This is a genomic window from Bradyrhizobium sp. 2TAF36 (assembly GCF_052114925.1).
GTDB lineage: Bacteria > Pseudomonadota > Alphaproteobacteria > Rhizobiales > Xanthobacteraceae > Bradyrhizobium > Bradyrhizobium barranii.
Genome location: NZ_JBFRFR010000014.1, coordinates 34302 through 50423, shown reverse-complemented (window position 1 = coordinate 50423; position 16122 = coordinate 34302). Strand labels below are relative to the sequence as shown.

Sequence of the window (16122 nt, the reverse complement as noted above, 5' to 3'; positions counted from 1 at the left end):
TATCCGTGACAGCTCACGGCAACTTCGAGCGTGCAGCCGTCAGTAGTGATCGGCAGCAGGGGCCGACTTGCCGCGGAAGACGCGATAGCCGATCGCCACATAGAGCAGCATCAGCGGGAATACGAACAGGCCGGCGCCCCAGAACATGAATGCGAGACTTGCATGGGGCGCCGCGGCCTCGTCGATCGTGACGACGAACGGAATCATGTAGGGCCAGAACGATAAGGCCAGCGTGGCGAAGGCCGCGACGAAGATCAGGGCGACCATATGGAACGGCCAATAGTCGTCATGGCGCAGGATGCTCTTGGCCAGCATCGCGGCCGCACCGGCACCGATCACGGGAAACACGAACAGATAGGGCCGGTCGGTCCAGCGTTGTAGAATCGGAAGATGTTCGACAAGCGCATACGCAAAGACGACGACCAGGAAGACCAGGACGCCGATTGCCAGCGGCGGGATCTGGCGCCGTGCGACATCCCGAACGGGACCGTCGCACTTCCGCACCAGCCAGCAGGCGCCGAGCAGCGAATAGCCGAAGCAGAGCCCGATCCCGCACAGGGCGGAAAAGGCGGTCAGCCAGCCGAGCGTTCCGCCTGTATAATCGCCGTTGGAGAACTCGAGTCCTTCGACCAGAGCGCCGACCATCGCGCCCTGCATGAAGCTGGCGGCAAACGAGCCCACGACGAAGCTGACGTCCCAGACCCAGCGCGAACTGAGCGCCTTGCCGCGAAACTCGAACGCCACGCCGCGCAGGATCAATCCGAGCAGCATCACGAGAACAGGGATATAGAAGGCCGACATCACCATGGCGTAGACCACGGGAAACGAGCCCCACATGATCACGCCCGTGACGATCAGCCAAGTTTCATTGCCGTCCCAGACCGGAGCGACCGTGCTCAGCATGGCATCCCGTTGCGACTCACCCCCGGCCGCCCCGAACAGCATGCCGACGCCAAGATCGAACCCGTCGAGCAGGAGATAGATCAGGATGCTGATGGCAAGAAGGGCAACCCAGTACATCACCATGGCTATTCTCCCGCCCCGAGATAGCTGCGTGCAGCCGGCACCTGATCGGCGAGCGACATCGGCCGATTGGGGACGGGAACGTGGAGCGGCCTGCCGCCGAGTCCCGCCGGGCCGGCACGCAGCAGCCGATAGATGTAATACGTCCCGAACGAGAAGATGAAGGCGTAGACCGCGACGAACAGGATCAAGGAAGTCATCGCAGCCGACGCGGTCAGGAACGGCGTCACGGCGTCCGCAGTCCGCAGCACGCCATAGATCGTCCATGGCTGGCGCCCCACTTCCGCGGTGTACCAGCCGGTGAGGATCGCGACCCACGGCAGCGGGAAGCTGAGGAAGATGCCCCACAGCAAGAGGCGGTTCCGATCGAGCCGGTGCTTGAGGCCGAGCCAGGTCCCGAGCCAGGCCAGCCCCAGCATCACGAAGCCGCAGCCGACCATGATGCGGAAGGCAAAGAACGGGATCAGCACCGGCGGCCGGTCCTGCGGCGCGAAGCTGGTGAGGCCGACCTCTTTCGACGTCAGGCTCATGCTTCCGATGATGCTCCCGAGCACGGGAATCGATATCGCGTATTTGTTCGATTCGGTACTCGAATCCGGGATCGCGATCAGCACCTCCGAGGCCGGCTGCTCGTCATGCCAGCGCGCCTCGATCGCGGCGAACTTGGCCGGCTGGTAATCGTGAACATAGTCGCCGACGAGATGCCCGATGAAGAGCTGGACTGGCAGCAGCACCGCCGCAAGCGCAAGGCCCATCCGCAGCATGACATGAGCTTCGGGGCGATAGGTCCGCCGCAGCAGATACCACGCGCCGGTTGCCGCCACGCAGAACGCGCCGGTCAGGTAGGACGCGAGCAGCATATGCGGAAACCGGACCCAGACCACGCGATTGAAGATGATCTGCGTCCAGTCATCAGGCACGAACTGGTCGTTCTGCAGGACGTAGCCGGTCGGCACCTGCATCCAGCTGTTGTTGACCATGATCCAGAACGCCGAAAGCGTCGTCCCGAGCGCGACCATCGCCGTCGAGAACAGGTAGAACCACGGCGGCACCCGGGGGCGACCGAAGATGAGGATGCCGAAAAAGGCCGCTTCCAGCATGAAGGCGGTGAAGGTCTCGTAGGAGAGAAGCGGGCCCTGGATCGGGCCCGACATCTTCGAGAGCACGCTCCAGTTCGTTCCGAACTGAAACGCCATCACCACGCCGGATACGACGCCCATGCCGAACGCCACGCCGAAGATCTTCAGCCAGAACGCGAACAGGGTCCGGTAGACGGGCTTGCCACTGTACTGGTGCATCGCTTCGAGCACGGTGAGCCAGGCGGCAAGCCCGATCGTGAACGCCGGGAAGATGATGTGGAACGAGATGGTGAAAGCGAATTGCAGCCGCGACAGAAGGAGCGCCGTCGGGTCCATCGAACATTCTCCGTTGGTTCACGCCCGCTTCGCGGCCGCCGGCGCGCGTGCGGCCGGCTGCGGAATGTTGTCGACCTTGAGGACCGCAGCGGTCGCTGCACGAATCTGGCGACAGAAATCCGCATCGTCGATCAGCGACACGCCATAGGACGGGATGATCTGCTTCAGCTTGGGCAGCCAGGCGCTTGCCGTCAGCTCCCCGGCGAAGCACTTCTCGAGCACGCTGATCGCGATGAACGCGGCGGTGGAAGCCCCCGGTGAAGCACCGAGCAGGGCCACCAGCGAATGATCGTCCGCGCCGACGAGCTCGGTCCCGAACTCGAGCAACCCACCACGCTTGACATTGGGCTTGATGATCTGGACGCGCTGGCCCGCGACCTGCAGCCTCCAGTCCTTCGGGTCGGCCTTCGGGAAATATTCGTCGAGTGCGGCGAGCCGGTGTCCCTCGGATTGCAGCACCTGCCCGACCAGGTATTCGGTGAGATCGAAATTGTCGCGCGCCACCGAAAGCAGCGGCTTGACATTGGCGGGACGAATGGACTCGAAGAGATCCAGCAGCGAGCCATGCTTGAGGAATTTGCTCGAGAAGCCGGCATAGGGACCGAACAGCAACGAGTGCTGGCCGCCGATCACCCGCGTATCGAGATGCGGCACCGACATCGGCGGCGATCCGACCGCCGCCTTGCCGTAGACCTTGGCATGGTGACGCTTGTTGATCTCGGGATCATCGCAGCGCAGCCAGATCCCGCTGACCGGGAAACCGCCATAGCCGCGCCCCTCCGGGATGCCGGATTTCTCCAGCAGCGGCAGCGCACCGCCGCCGGCACCGATGAAGACGAACTTTGCGCGCACCGACCGCGTCTCGCCACTCGCGGTGTCCCGCACTTCGACACGCCACCGGCCACCCTGCTCCCGGTCAAGTCCGGTGACACAGCTGTTGTAGTGGACCGCACAGCCCGGCTGGCTGACCAGATGCTTGACCAGCAGATGCGTCAACGAGCCGTAGTCGACGTCGGTGCCGGTGATGATCCGTGTTGCGGCAACCGGCTCGTCGCCACTCCGTCCGTCCATCACCAGCGGCGCCCATTCGGCAATCTGCCTGGGATCCTCGGTATGCTCCATCCCCTCATAGCAATGATGGGCCGACATCGCCTTGAACCGCTTCCGGAGAAATTCGACGTTCTCCGCGCCGTGCACGAAGCTCATATGCGGCACCGGATGGATGAACGCTTGCGGATCCGCGATCGCTCCGCGACCGATCAGGTAGGACCAGAACTGCCGGGACAGATCGAACTCCACGTTGACCTGGAGCGCCTTGGAGATGTCGATGCTGCCGTCGGGCCGCTGCGGCGTATAGTTCATCTCGCAGTTCGCCGCGTGGCCGGTCCCGGCATTGTTCCAGGAGTCGGAGCTTTCCTGCGCGCAATCCCCGAGAATCTCGTACATCTGGATCGACAGGGAGGGCTCGAGCTCCTTGAGAAAGACCCCGAGTGTCGCGCTCATGATGCCGGCGCCAATGAGGACGACATCAGTTTCGCGGTCGGAAGCTGCTGACATGGCTATTTCCTTCGTCGGGTGTTGCTGCTTTGGATGGCTCGATCAGGCCCGCACCGATTGCCGCACCTTGGCGCGGAACGGCACGTCCGCTCCCGGACGCAGGATCACGTAGGCACGGCGCCAGGATGAATCGTCGGTCAATTTCCAGCTATGCCCCGAGCCGGCGGTGTCCTCCGCCAGCAGGATGTTGCCGGGGTGGAGCAGGAAGTGGTGGCCGTCACGCGTCTGGAAATCGAGCGTTCCGCTGAGCGTGATCACCAGCTGCCGGATCGGCGCGGTGTGCCAGGCGAAAGCTCCGCCCGATTCCGTTTCCTGAAAGGAGACGCTGGCGGCATCGATCTTTCCGGTCAGGAAGTCGCCGCGCTGTCCCGGCTCCAGCTCGAGGAAGCCTTCCTCGAAATGCGAGTTGTTGTCCTCTCCGGTCCATAGGCGCACACAGCGGATCATCGTGTCTCTCCTTGCATTGTGGTTGCGCCGCCTGCGCGGCGTCGTTCGGACCGGAACGGCACCTCGGCGTCCGGCTCGAGAACCGCGTAGAGGCGCTGCCATGGTGCCTCGTCCGTCATGGTCCAATTGTGGCCCGTCCCGCCGGTATCTTCCGTGAACAGGACATCGCCCGGGCGCAGCGTGAAGCTTCCGTCCGCCGTTTCGAACCGTAGCGTCCCGCTCAGGGACATGACGAGCTGGCGCGCTGCGTCGGGATGCCAGCCGAGTTTCGGATCTGCATCCGTTTCGTGGAACGAAGCGGCATCGATCCGAAGCTTTGCGCTGAGCGCATCGCCCCTCGCCCCGCGCGCGAGCTCGACGACGCCATCCTCGAAGTGCGACTTGCCATCCGCACCCGTCCAGAGCCTGACGCACCGGATCATTGCCGCCGCCCCTTCAGCCGGCCTTCGCGCCGATTGCGAGCGGCACCTTGATCTCCGCCACATAGGGCTTGACCATCTTTGCGGGATCCACGATGCGGTCGAACTCCGGCTCGGTCACGAAACCGAGCTTGAGCGCCGCCGACTTCAGCGTGAGGTCGTTGTCCATCGCATAGTGCGCGATCCGCGACGCCTTGTCGTAGCCGATCACGGGCGCCAGCGCAGTCACGAGCATCAGCGATCTCTCGACATACTCCTTGATCTTCCTGTGGTTCGGCTCGGTGCCCTCGACGAGGAAGGTGCGGAAATTGGTGCAACCATCGGTCAGGATGGTGACGGACTGCGCGATGTTGTGGATGATCAGCGGCTTATAGACGTTCATTTCCAGATAGCCGCCGGCTCCGCCGAACCCGACGGCGACGTCGTTCGCCATCACCTGCACGGCGATCATCGTCAGCGCTTCGGCCTGCGTCGGGTTGACCTTGCCCGGCATGATCGACGAGCCCGGCTCGTTCTCGGGGATCAGCAATTCGGCAAAGCCCGCGCGCGGGCCGCAGGACATCAGACGGATGTCGTTCGCGATCTTGTAGAGCGACCCCGCGAGCGTGCGGAGCGTGCCGGATAGCTGCACCAGCGCGTCATGCGCACCCTGGACGGCAAACTTGTTCGGTGCGCTGACGAAGGGCAGCCCGGTCAGCCGCGCGATTTCCGCGGCGACCGCCTCGGCGAAGCCCGGCGCGGCATTGATGCCGGTGCCGACGGCCGTGCCGCCCAGGGCGAGCCGGAAGACCCCCTTGAGCGCGTCGTCGATGCGGGCCAGATCGTCGGCGAGCATGCCGGCATAGCCGGACCATTCCTGCCCGAGCGTCAGGGGGGTCGCGTCCTGCATGTGGGTCCTGCCGATCTTGACGACGTCGTCCCACTGGCTCGATTTTGCCGCGATTGCGTCGTGCAACGCCTCGACCGCCGGAACGAGCCGCTCCGTCACGTTCATCGCGGCTGCGATGTACATGGCCGAGGGAAAGCTGTCGTTCGAGGATTGCGACATATTGACATGATCGTTCGGGTGAACCGGGTGCTTGCTCCCGAGCGGCGTGCCCGCAAGCTGGCAGCATCGGTTCGAGATCACCTCGTTCACGTTCATGTTGAATTGCGTGCCGCTGCCGGTCATCCAGACGTGAAGCGGAAACATGTCCTGATGCTGGCCGGAGAGGATCTCGTCGCAGACATGCGCGATCAGCTTGTGGACCTTRCCGTCGAGACGGCCGCCGGCGCAATTGGCGTTCGCGGCCGCCTTCTTCAGGATCGCGTAGGACTGGATCATCTCGCGCGGCATCAGGTCCTTGCCGATGCTGAAATGCTCGAGCGAACGCTGCGTCTGCGCCCCCCAGAGCTTATCCGCGGCAACGTCCACTTCACCCAGGCTGTCCGTCTCTTTGCGAAGGTTGTTCATCCGTGCCTCTTGGCAGTTGACGTCGAAAGGCCATCTCGGCGCTGTTAGAAAGTGTATGCACCGCATGACGCGCATGCTTCCGTGAATGAACGTCCTTTTGCCGAATGGCATGGTGCGCGCTCCGCACCGTCAACGAGCAAAATCATGGGACGTGGATCGACGGTTCAGCTTCGCAGCTGTGGCCGGCAGAGCCAAAGAACGCTCACCGAAGATGCGATCGGCAGGACAAGGCCCCAGGCGTGCAGCCATTTCGTCACGCAGGCCCCGATGGCAGCCCCCGACAGGAACATCAGGCAGACCAGAAGCATGACTGCGGTGCCGCGCGCCGCATCGCGATCGGACGCAACTGATTGATCGAGGGCACGGAGCATGTTGCCGGTGACGGTGACGGTGAGATATTTCCAGCGCTCGACCTGCCTGAAGCTGGCCGACTGCAGCGCGGCGCCGAAGGAGATTCCGAGGATCGTGATCATGTCCGGAATCTGATGATACAACAGCATCACCGCGACCAGGCAGACGATCTCTCCGGCGAGGCAGAGCAGCGGCGACTTGAGGCGGATTGCCAGCGATGCGCCGAGCAGAAAGGCGGCAAGCGGAAGAAGATGATGGGTTGCCTGCCGCCATTGCCCGGACATGGCGTCGATGCCGAGGAAGATAACATTGCCGGTTTGCGAGCTTGCAAACACGCCGCCGAGCGAGAGCCACGTAAAGGCGTCGAGAAAGCCGCCCGTCATGCTCAGAAGAGACGCCACGAGAACCGATCGCTCCGGAGCATGGACGACGCTTCCGGTCTCGGCGACCGGTTCCGGAGATACGGCTTGCATCGCCATGTGCGTCGGCCCGCGAGGTCAGCAGCCGGCGTGCGTTGCGGCCTCATCCGGCAGCAGAACGCGACGCGGGTGCGTGAATACGCCGTATCCGTCATCGCGAGCGATCGCGAGCAGCGTGATCCCCGCTTCATCCGCGGTCTTGATCGCGAGTGCGGTGGGTGCGGATACGGCCACGATGACCGGTGCGCCGAGCATCGCCGCTTTCTGCACCATCTCGACCGAAACGCGGCTGGTCAGCAGTACCGCGCCATCGCACGCCGATCTCCCCTCGCGTACGATCGCGCCGGCGAGCTTGTCGAGCGCATTGTGCCGGCCGACGTCCTCTCTGACCAGGCCGATGCCGGCCCGCGGATGCCAGAAGGCCGCCGCGTGGACGGCCCGCGTTTGCTGATTCAGGATTTGGTGCGGAGAAAGGGCCTGCATGGCGCCCAGCAAGTCGCGCGCGTGAAAAACGATGCCCCGGCCCTTCACCCGCGCCGGCGCGCGGCGAGCCTGTTCGAGGCTCTCGATGCCGCATAGCCCGCAGCCAACGGGGCCGCTGATGGTTCGGCGCCGTGCAGCCAGGGATGCCGCGCGGTCACCATCGAGCCACATCCGAACCTCGACGCCGAGATCGTTCGGGATCAGCTCGATGCTGCTGATCTCGCTCGCACGTTCGACGATGGCCTCGGTGAGGCTGAAGCCGATACCGAAATCCTCCAGATCTCCCGGCGTGCCCATCATCACCGCCTGGGTCGAGCCGTTATAGGTGAGCGCAATCGCGGTCTCCTCGGCAACCAGCCGCGAGGTCGACTTCGTCTGACCGCCGCGCCAGGCAATCTCCCAATGCCGGGTGAATGTCGAGCCTTTCGCCATGACTCATACCGTCGCCGGCTGGGACGAATGGCGGGACGCGCGGCTCTTGAGCGCGACCCCGAATGCGATGAATCCCCATCCCTGGAAGATCAGGTCGACGACCAGCATCACACCAAGCAGCCACAAACCGATGGCGGGCCAAGCCGCAACCAGCATGACACCGACGCAGAAGGTCAGGACGCCCGCAGCCACGATCCAACGCCAGCCCGCGGCCGGCCGGATATGGAAACCGGCCCAGATCCTTGTCACCCCGGCTACGACCAGGAAGGCACACACTGCGAGAGACAGCGTGAACGAAGCCAGGATCGGATCGTAGAGTATGATGGCCCCGGCGGCCGCATAGACGATCCCGGCCAGCAGCCAAAGCAGGAATCCCCGCAAGCCGCGCACCGAAAACGCTTGCACGATCTGGAAGATGCCGGCGACCGCCATGGTGGCGCCGATGACCAGTACGGATGCGAGGGTCGCCGCCATCAGATTGGCAGATGCAACACCGCCGAGGATCAGTTCGCCGACACCCAGCGCAACGAACCAGCCCCATTTTCCGGTGATGGCGTGGATGGCCCATCCGAGCGAGGCCTTCGAGTTCGACATGTCCGTCATGGCTTGACCCTTGTTCGCACGACGATCCGCAGATCATGAATAGGGCAAGCGTATCGAGATCTGTCCCAAGTCATCTTTCGAGGACGCAGCGATATTATTTGATCCGCACGATACGGACCGTTGCGCGAGGATCGCGACTAGCGCGGGATGGTCACGACGGTCCTGAACCCGTCGGAGCCGCCGCGGACGTCGATGGTCCCGTGCAGACGCGCCGCAAGCGTCTCGACGATGGAGCGGTCCTCTTCCCGGTACCGACTTTCGTCGGACGAGCCGTTGTCCATGATGCTGCACGCAACCGACGTCGCAGTGAGCCATACTTCGAGACGAATGGCGCCTGCTCCGCAGTGGGATACGTGGCGCACCGCACCGGTGATCAGTTCGAAGACGATCATCCCCAGCAGCCAGCAGCGCTCGGAGCTCATCTGCAGTGGATGCAGCAGCAGCGAGAGCGCAATACCCTTGCCTTCGAGGCTCGAGCGGCTGATCGAGCGGCACAATTGTTGAAGATAGGCCGCCAGATCGACGGTGGTGGTGAACTGCGGCATTTGCAGCGCATGGTGAAGTTGCGCGTGACCTTCCAGCCGGTCCTGCACGGAAGCGAGGGTCGCCCTCGCTTCGATGCCGTCGCAACGATCGGCCGCCTGCGCCACCAGATCAATGGCCGAGGCGAGCTCGTCGTCGATCCGGTGCGCGAGCTCACGCAGCAGCAGGCGCTCCGCCTTGACGCCGCCATCCGGCAGGAGTTCCGAGAGGCTGCTCATCCTTCACCCGCCTCCCGGCCCAACGGCGTGCTTTGCACTTACGGGTTCTGGCCGCTTCGGCCGGTCTCGTAGAGGAACCAGATGCGCCGTTCCGTTTCGTCGATCCAGTTTTCCAGCACGCTCGCGGTGGCGACATCGCCGTATTCGTCGCAGAGCTCGTGGACCCGGCGCATTTCCCGCGTTAGCTGCTGGTTGTCGCTGCGCAGCTCGGCGAGCATGTCCTGCGGATCGACATAGTCGGCATCGTTGTCGAGAATGCGCTGCTCGCGCGCGATGTGGCCGATCGAGCGTAGCGTCGTGCCGCCGATCTTGCGTGCGCGTTCGGCGATGTCGTCAGTCATGGCGAAGATTTGGTCGGCCTGCTCGTCGAGCATAAGGTGGTAGTCGCGAAAGTGGCTGCCCGACACGTGCCAGTGGAAGTTCTTGGTCTTCAGGTAGAGAGCGAAAACGTCGGCGAGCAGCGCTCTCAGCGCGGCTGGAACGTCCCGGTTCGCATTCGCTCCGAGATCCGTCGGGCTTTGGAGGTCTGCTTTGGTCATGGTCGGCATCCTTGTGTTGGAGGTTGGAAACATCTAACCGCGCGGTGCGCGAGGAATCTTTCCAGCGCGAAAGATCCTTTTGGGATCGCACGCCTGCGAGGGGCGCCCGCCGGCGCGTAGCGGGTTCATTTCGCTTGTGTCACCCTGTCCCACAGCGGCAGAAGCGACATCGATGCGAATACGCCATCGCGACGGATCAATGCGTGGAATAGCCCCGCCGCCAGATGCAGCAGCACGAGGGCAAAGAACGCGAAACCCAGATAGACGTGGGCATTCCAGAGCAGCGTGTGCATCAGGTCGCTCTGCGGCAGCAGCGCGGGAATTCGGATCCCGCCATACAGGACGACCGGATAGGCCGCGGCCCAGAGCATGCCGAGACCGAGCAACGGCATGACGATCATGAGGGCATACAGGAGCTGATGCGACAATCTTGCTCCAAACTTCATGGGTCTCGAAAGATCGGCCGGCAATGGCGGCGCACCGTAATGCAGCCGCAACGCCAGCCTGATGAGAACGAGGACCAGCAGGATGACGCCGATCGTCTTGTGGACCAGGATGAGCGGCAGATATTTCGGCGCGACCGTGGAGACCATGCCGACGCCAATGAACAGCATGGCGAGGATGCAGACCGCCATCAGCCAGTGCAGAACCCGCTGGATCAGGGCAAAACGATGAGGAGCGCTGGTCATGGCTTGGCGGTCCCGGTTCGCGGATAGTCCCTGGCTTCGGCCGCGCGCAGATCGTAGGATTTGCGGTAGACCGATGAGCGTGCAGCCGGGAACGGATCGTCCGACACCCGGATTCCCTGTGGCAGGACCGCCGGATCGAAATTGATGTCGCGGCACGGTCCATCGCGCTCCGGCTCGATCCGCTGCACGATCAGCGTTCCGACCTCCACTTTGCGACGGTTCTCCGGCCAGGCCTTGCTCGGATCCGCGGTCGGGTCGCCCGGATCGGCGACGGTCGTGACCATGGTCCATCGCAGTGGACCGGCGGTCCGGACCCGTTCGGTGATCTCCTGCTCGAGATAATCCGGCCCGCGCTTTTCGAGGTCGGCCTGCGAGATCGGAATGGGTTGCGCCGAGGGCAACAGCGACCATCGCACGGTGTGGTCGCCGCCTCCGGCGTCCGTGAAGACGAAGCTGTTGAGACCGTTATAGGGCTCCTCCGCATAACTGCCGGTCCAGGGCGCCGTCTTGGCCCAGGCCGCGAAGGGGCCGAATTCCGGGTTGGCCTGAATGAATGCCTTCATCGCCTCCGGATCCTTCTTTCCGGATGCGATCAGCAGGTCGTGAAATGCTTGCGGCGTGGAAACCGCAAAGACCGGCGGGTTGATCATCGCCATGCGCCACTCTTCGCCGTCTGCCGTCGTGATCTGCAATCCCAGGCCGCGGACGCGCACGGTCGCATCAACCGCGTTCGGATCGGCCGTGCCGAGATTGAAACGGCCCAAGGCCGGATAGTGCCCCTGCGCGAAGACCTTGGCCCGGGAGAGCTCCGCACCGTTTCCATTCGCCTCGAATGTCCCGGTGAAGCAGATTCCCTTGGCATGATTTCGCCGGTGCCCGAGCGGCGGGCCGCTCGGAGGCGTCAGCGCCGCGATCATCCGTTCCGGCGTCAGACGCCCCGGCGAGAGCCATCCCGCAGTGTATGCGAAGGCAGCCGCGCCGCCGCCGACCACGGCCGCAATCAGGACGAGGGACCCAAGCCCCGAACGTGGTAGCTTGCCTTGATTCATCCGGTCTCCTTTGCGATGCGCAGACCGCCTGGCGATCGGGTGCGCGCGGCGCTCTTTCGAGCGACGCAGCCTCCTTGTAGCCGGCGGCCAAGGCCCGATCTTTTCGAACCCACCGCCAATTTCGCGAAGGCACGCCTGAACTGTCTTCGGCGTTCGCCGGACCGGATCCAGCTTCGGGCATTCTCGAAATTTTTCGTGCAATTTGACAATCGATCGTGATGCCCGAAAAGACCCACCCTGCGCCCCGCCCTATTCCAGATGCGCTTCGCACGATGGCGGCGGTCGACTCCCGAACGATGGACCGTGTCGCGACGGGGCCGCCAGCGCCGCAGTGGCTGGAATGCGATTGGGAATCGAATGAGCAAAGTGATCATCGTCACGGGTGCTGCAAACAGCATCGGACGAACCACCTGCCGGCAACTGATGCAGGCAGGCCACACGGTCTACGTTTCAAGCCAGGAAATGAGGGGCCCTATTGCGCAAGGGATCGAGGAGGCTGGATCAAATCCCGGCCAGCCCGGCGCCGATCTCCGCACGATCGAGTTCGACGTCTCTTCGGAATCCTCAGTGACCTCGGCCGTTGAGACCATCATCGCCGAAAACAGCCGCCTCGACGTGGTCGTGCACAATGCCCGGCAAGTCGTTTACGGACCCGCAGAAGCCTTCACGCCGGAGCAGCTCGCCGAGCTCTACGATACCAACGTCCTGATCGCACAGCGCCTCAATCGCGCGGCGTTGCCACAATTGCGCAAGCAAGGTCAGGGCTTGCTGATATGGATCACGTCAAGCAGCGCACGGGGCAGCTCGGTTCCGTTCCTCGGCGCCTGTGCTTCAACGGAAGCCGCCCTGGATTCGCTGGCACTCAGTTACGCCGGCGAACTCGCGCGTTGGGGCGTCGAGACGACTATCATCGCTCCCAGCGCTCTCGGACCCGGCCACTATGTCCGATCCGGCCGGCCGCAGGATACTGTTCGAGCGGAAGAATACGCGGATGGTCCAACCGCCGACGTGAGTGAAATCGCGCTTGCGGGACTCGCGCAGCTTTCGCCGAAGGATACGGCTCCACAAGATGTCGCAAGCACAGTTGCGAATGTCGTGAACATGCCGTTCGGACAACGTCCGCTGAAAGTTCATTTCGGCCCGGATGACGATGGGGCGGCAGCTGTCGACGCCGTCGCCGACCGCGCTCGCACGGAACTGTTCCGCCAGATCGGCCTGGAGGATCTTCTCAAGCCCGTGTTGATCCGATGAGATCACCCATTGGCGGAGATTTCCCCAATCGACGGTCGTTTCCTGAAAAATCAGGACTCTCCCCGGAGTTCCCTGCCCTCCGGACGAAAGTGATCGGCGACATCCATCGGTGATCCTTTACCGCGATACGGCCGGATGTTACGTTTGAAGCTGCCACCGCGGTCACACGTTTCGGCCCGAGTTCAAGTCATAGAGTACGACGAGTCGGTCGTCGGATTTGATATTTCCAAATGGTCCACCGCTGGCAGAGCAACGCCACAACAAGCACGACCGGACCCTCTCTCCAGGAGAGCTCCGCTCAAGAGATTTTCGTCTTTGGGCCGTTTCGTCTGGACGCCTCGCAGAGACGGATCGAGAAAGATGGCCATCCGGTCCAACTGTCGGCTCGCGCATTTGACCTTCTGCTGACACTGATCCGGCATGCGGGCGACGTCGTCAGCAAGAGCGATCTGATAGCCAGGACATGGCCAGGCTCCCGCGTCGATGACAACAGCCTGCGCGTCCATATCGCAGCACTCCGCAAGGCGCTCGGGGACGGCAATGCCGGCGCCAAATATCTGAGCACGGTCTCGGGACAGGGTTATTGTTTCGTCGGTTCGGCCGCGAGCCCGGAGCAGAATCAACCTGCACCGACCAAGCCTGTTCGCGCGCACAACCTGCCGGCACATCCCTGGCAGATGGTGGGCCGCGAGCAAACCATCCAGGATATATCGGAAAGGCTCAAAGCCCAGCGTTTCATCACGGTCGTCGGCCCAGGCGGCATCGGCAAGACGACGGTCGCAGTTTCCGCGGGCCACGCCCTTCTCGCGGAATTCGCCGGCCAGGTTCACTTCGTCAGTCTCGGCGAGACTCGCGATGCCGCTCTGGTGCCGGCCATTGCAGCATCTTCGCTCGGGCTGCGGGCGCGATCGGACGATCCCTCAAACAACCTTGTGGCATTCCTGCGCGACCGGCGGATGCTGCTCATTCTGGATTGCTGCGAGCATGTCGTCGACGCCGCGGCGGCGCTGGCCGAACGGCTCTACCAGGAGGCACCGCAGCTGCACATCATGGCCACGAGCCGGGAGCTGCTGCGGGTCGAAGGCGAGCACACATATCGTCTCTCGCCTCTGACAAGCCCGCCGGAAAATGCCGTTCTGACGGCCGAGAGCGCGATTGCCTACCCCTCCGTAAAACTCTTCGTGGAACGCGCGGCCGCAGCTGGAGGTGGGTTCGGATTGACGGATGCGAACGCGTCGGACGTCGGCAACCTCTGCTGTCGGCTCAATGGCATCCCGCTCGCGATCGAGCTCACCGCCGGCCATGTGACCGCCTACGGCGTCAAGGCCATGGTCCAACTCCTCGACAAGCACTTCAATCTGCTGTGGGAAGGACGACGCACGGCGCTGCCCCGGCACCGGACGCTTCGCGCAACCATCGAGTGGAGCTACGATCTTCTATCCGGGCCCGAACGGGTGGTTCTCAGCCAGCTATCGGTGTTCGTCGGCAGCTTCACCGCCGATGCCGCCCGAGCGATCGCCGGCAGCGATCCGACCAGCGACGACACGACCATGGCTGGGCTCGACAACCTCGTGGCCAAGTCGATGCTTGCCCTGAACCAGGGCTCGCAATCGATCCGCTACAGGCTCGCGGACGCGACGCGGGCCTACGCGCAGGAGAAGCTCGCCGCCAGCACCGACGCCGAAATCGTGCCGCTACGCCACGCATCCTACTTTCGGGATTTGCTTGAAAAGACGGCCGACGAGCCGAATGAAGGCCTGTCGTCGATGGCCGATCAATTCGGCGACATACGCGGCGCGCTGGCGTGGTGCTTCTCGGATCGAGGCGACCGCAGAACCGGCGTCGGCCTCGCTGCCGCAGCGATCCCCCTGTTCTTCAAGCTGTCGCTCTTCACCGAATGCCAGCTCTGGGTCACGCGCGCAATCGAAGCGCTTCATGAGACGGGCGGAAGTGTCAGGCACGACCTCGCACTTCATGCCGCGCTGGCGTCTGCCCGGATGCTGACGGGACAAATCGACGAATTGGGCGTCGGCTATCTCGACAGAGCGGTCGGGCTGGCCGAGACAATTGGCGATGTCGCCGGCCAAATCCGTCTGATTGGCCGACTGCATCTGCTCCAACTGCTCGTCGGCAATTTCGACGATGCGCTGGCCACCGCAAAGCGCGGCGAAGCGATTGCCCTCGCCGGCAACGATTCCGTCGGGGTGGCGCGCATGCGCATGTTGCTCGGCACGTCGTGCCACTATCTGGGCGAGGTTGCCGCGTCTCGCTCGTACGTCGAAGCGGCGCTGTCCCATCCGGGCCTGGAAGGCGACTCCCGTGGCGGCCTGACGTCCGATTACCCGAGGCGTCCTCAAATCACCCTCGCCCGCATCTTATGGCTCGAGGGACATCCCGATCAGGCCACGGCGACGGCGCGCCAAGCCATCTCCGATGTGATCGCCATCAACCATCCAACCATATTGTGCATAGCGCTGCCCTGGGCATTCGGCGTTTTCCTTTGGAACGGGGATGTGGGTGTGTGCGAAGAGCACATTGACAGGCTCCTCGTGGAGACCCGCAAGCACAATCTCGCCACCCTCCAGACGGTCGGCGACGCCATGAAAGGGATTGCGCTGTTGGCCCGCGGCGAAAGTGATGTCGGGCTGGCCATGCTGAACAGCTCCGTCAAGAAGCTGCAGAGCCAGCGCTACGGCGCGGCGGCCGGACTTTGCGTGCCGCTCGCGGAAGCTCTGGCGGCGACGGGTCGTGGAGATGAAGCACTCGACATCCTCGATCAGGCGATTGCCCGGGGTCGGCGTCGCAACTTCATGGTGGAGATGCCGGACATGTTGCGGGCAAGGGCAGAAGTGCTGATCCGTAAGGACAATCCCGACTTCCTGGAGGCGGAGCGGAGCCTGGCGCAGTCACTTGACCTGGCCCGACATCAGGGGGCGCTCGGTTTTGAGTTGCGCACGGCAATCGGTCTTGCAGGGCTATTGCGGCGGCGGGGCCGCCGCAGTGAAGCGCAAGACGTGCTTGCGCCCATCTATGGACGATTCACCGAGGGGTTCAATACGCCCGTCCTGAAAGCGGCCAGCGAATTGCTGGCCGAATTGGCGTCCCCGCCTTCGGGCTCGCTCGCCGCGAGTTGATGGCTCTGACAAACTCGCGAGGGGTGCGCCAACCTGCAGTGGCCAGGTCGCGCGGCTGGCCGCGATGCCGTGCAATCCGAATAGAAGCGCGCGGCGT

15 protein-coding genes are annotated in these 16122 nt (G+C 63.6%); 2 read left to right on the top strand and 13 right to left on the bottom strand.

Annotated features, from left to right (window positions below):
* Positions 1 to 39 precede the first annotated feature (39 nt).
* From cydB to AB4Z51_RS10440, 13 genes are all read right to left on the bottom strand, one after another.
* Positions 40 to 1026, bottom strand: a complete 987-nt coding sequence (gene cydB, locus AB4Z51_RS10500; protein WP_441268483.1) for a cytochrome d ubiquinol oxidase subunit II — start codon at positions 1024 to 1026, stop codon at positions 40 to 42.
* A gap of 2 nt (positions 1027 to 1028) precedes the next feature.
* Positions 1029 to 2438 carry a cytochrome ubiquinol oxidase subunit I gene (locus AB4Z51_RS10495; RefSeq protein WP_441268484.1) on the bottom strand — a complete coding sequence of 470 codons (1410 nt, stop codon included), beginning with the start codon at positions 2436 to 2438 and terminating at the stop codon, positions 1029 to 1031.
* Positions 2439 to 2456: 18 nt separating this feature from the next.
* A complete protein-coding gene (gene mqo / locus AB4Z51_RS10490; RefSeq protein ID WP_441268485.1) occupies positions 2457 to 3995 on the bottom strand; it encodes a malate dehydrogenase (quinone) in 1539 nt (512 codons plus the stop codon).
* A 42-nt stretch (positions 3996 to 4037) separates the two neighbouring features.
* Positions 4038 to 4442 (bottom strand): hypothetical protein, encoded by a 405-nt coding sequence (locus AB4Z51_RS10485; protein ID WP_166351885.1) that lies wholly within the window; start codon positions 4440 to 4442, stop codon positions 4038 to 4040.
* Positions 4439 to 4864, bottom strand: coding sequence for a hypothetical protein (locus tag AB4Z51_RS10480; protein WP_441268486.1), 426 nt, complete (start codon positions 4862 to 4864; stop codon positions 4439 to 4441). The genes AB4Z51_RS10485 and AB4Z51_RS10480 overlap by 4 nt, the downstream gene beginning before the upstream one ends.
* Before the next feature lie 13 nt (positions 4865 to 4877).
* Positions 4878 to 6314, bottom strand: a complete 1437-nt coding sequence (fumC, locus tag AB4Z51_RS10475) for a class II fumarate hydratase (RefSeq protein ID WP_247308975.1) — start codon at positions 6312 to 6314, stop codon at positions 4878 to 4880.
* Positions 6315 to 6478: 164 nt separating this feature from the next.
* Positions 6479 to 7144, bottom strand: a complete 666-nt coding sequence (locus AB4Z51_RS10470; RefSeq protein WP_441268487.1) for a YoaK family protein — start codon at positions 7142 to 7144, stop codon at positions 6479 to 6481.
* An 18-nt stretch (positions 7145 to 7162) separates the two neighbouring features.
* Positions 7163 to 7999 (bottom strand): formate dehydrogenase accessory sulfurtransferase FdhD, encoded by an 837-nt coding sequence (fdhD, locus tag AB4Z51_RS10465; protein WP_247308970.1) that lies wholly within the window; start codon positions 7997 to 7999, stop codon positions 7163 to 7165.
* Positions 8000 to 8002: 3 nt separating this feature from the next.
* A complete protein-coding gene (locus AB4Z51_RS10460) occupies positions 8003 to 8602 on the bottom strand; it encodes an HdeD family acid-resistance protein (RefSeq protein ID WP_441268488.1) in 600 nt (199 codons plus the stop codon).
* A 137-nt stretch (positions 8603 to 8739) separates the two neighbouring features.
* Positions 8740 to 9363: a histidine kinase dimerization/phosphoacceptor domain -containing protein gene (locus tag AB4Z51_RS10455; RefSeq protein ID WP_441268489.1), complete on the bottom strand. Its 624-nt coding sequence runs from the start codon at positions 9361 to 9363 to the stop codon at positions 8740 to 8742.
* Positions 9364 to 9401: 38 nt separating this feature from the next.
* Entirely contained in the window at positions 9402 to 9902 is a 501-nt protein-coding gene (locus tag AB4Z51_RS10450) for a Dps family protein (protein ID WP_063986515.1), read from the bottom strand.
* Between the two features lie 125 nt (positions 9903 to 10027).
* Complete coding sequence (locus tag AB4Z51_RS10445; protein ID WP_441268490.1) at positions 10028 to 10591, bottom strand: cytochrome b; 564 nt, start codon at positions 10589 to 10591, stop codon at positions 10028 to 10030.
* The gene (locus AB4Z51_RS10440) at positions 10588 to 11640 is read right to left on the bottom strand and encodes a catalase family peroxidase (protein ID WP_085401765.1); all 1053 of its coding nucleotides are present in this window, start codon (positions 11638 to 11640) and stop codon (positions 10588 to 10590) included. The genes AB4Z51_RS10445 and AB4Z51_RS10440 overlap by 4 nt, the downstream gene beginning before the upstream one ends.
* 357 nt (positions 11641 to 11997) lie before the next feature.
* On the opposite strand from AB4Z51_RS10440, the gene AB4Z51_RS10435 reads away from it, so the two are divergent.
* On the top strand, positions 11998 to 12891 hold the full coding sequence (locus tag AB4Z51_RS10435; protein WP_441268491.1) for an SDR family NAD(P)-dependent oxidoreductase: 894 nt from the start codon (positions 11998 to 12000) through the stop codon (positions 12889 to 12891).
* A 230-nt stretch (positions 12892 to 13121) separates the two neighbouring features.
* Positions 13122 to 16025: an ATP-binding protein gene (locus tag AB4Z51_RS10430; RefSeq protein WP_441268492.1), complete on the top strand. Its 2904-nt coding sequence runs from the start codon at positions 13122 to 13124 to the stop codon at positions 16023 to 16025.
* Positions 16026 to 16122: the final 97 nt, after the last annotated feature.

What these genes read in the sequence shown, in the direction of transcription:
- cydB (WP_441268483.1), bottom strand. Translation starts at nt 1,026, where the DNA reads ATGGTGATGTACTGGGTTGCCCTTCTTGCCATCAGCATCCTGATCTAT.
- AB4Z51_RS10495 (WP_441268484.1), bottom strand. Translation starts at nt 2,438, where the DNA reads ATGGACCCGACGGCGCTCCTTCTGTCGCGGCTGCAATTCGCTTTCACC.
- mqo (WP_441268485.1), bottom strand. Translation starts at nt 3,995, where the DNA reads ATGTCAGCAGCTTCCGACCGCGAAACTGATGTCGTCCTCATTGGCGCC.
- AB4Z51_RS10485 (WP_166351885.1), bottom strand. Translation starts at nt 4,442, where the DNA reads ATGATCCGCTGTGTGCGCCTATGGACCGGAGAGGACAACAACTCGCAT.
- AB4Z51_RS10480 (WP_441268486.1), bottom strand. Translation starts at nt 4,864, where the DNA reads ATGATCCGGTGCGTCAGGCTCTGGACGGGTGCGGATGGCAAGTCGCAC.
- AB4Z51_RS10470 (WP_441268487.1), bottom strand. Translation starts at nt 7,144, where the DNA reads ATGGCGATGCAAGCCGTATCTCCGGAACCGGTCGCCGAGACCGGAAGC.
- fdhD (WP_247308970.1), bottom strand. Translation starts at nt 7,999, where the DNA reads ATGGCGAAAGGCTCGACATTCACCCGGCATTGGGAGATTGCCTGGCGC.
- AB4Z51_RS10460 (WP_441268488.1), bottom strand. Translation starts at nt 8,602, where the DNA reads ATGACGGACATGTCGAACTCGAAGGCCTCGCTCGGATGGGCCATCCAC.
- AB4Z51_RS10455 (WP_441268489.1), bottom strand. Translation starts at nt 9,363, where the DNA reads ATGAGCAGCCTCTCGGAACTCCTGCCGGATGGCGGCGTCAAGGCGGAG.
- AB4Z51_RS10450 (WP_063986515.1), bottom strand. Translation starts at nt 9,902, where the DNA reads ATGACCAAAGCAGACCTCCAAAGCCCGACGGATCTCGGAGCGAATGCG.
- AB4Z51_RS10445 (WP_441268490.1), bottom strand. Translation starts at nt 10,591, where the DNA reads ATGACCAGCGCTCCTCATCGTTTTGCCCTGATCCAGCGGGTTCTGCAC.
- AB4Z51_RS10440 (WP_085401765.1), bottom strand. Translation starts at nt 11,640, where the DNA reads ATGAATCAAGGCAAGCTACCACGTTCGGGGCTTGGGTCCCTCGTCCTG.
- AB4Z51_RS10435 (WP_441268491.1), top strand. Translation starts at nt 11,998, where the DNA reads ATGAGCAAAGTGATCATCGTCACGGGTGCTGCAAACAGCATCGGACGA.
- AB4Z51_RS10430 (WP_441268492.1), top strand. Translation starts at nt 13,122, where the DNA reads ATGGTCCACCGCTGGCAGAGCAACGCCACAACAAGCACGACCGGACCC.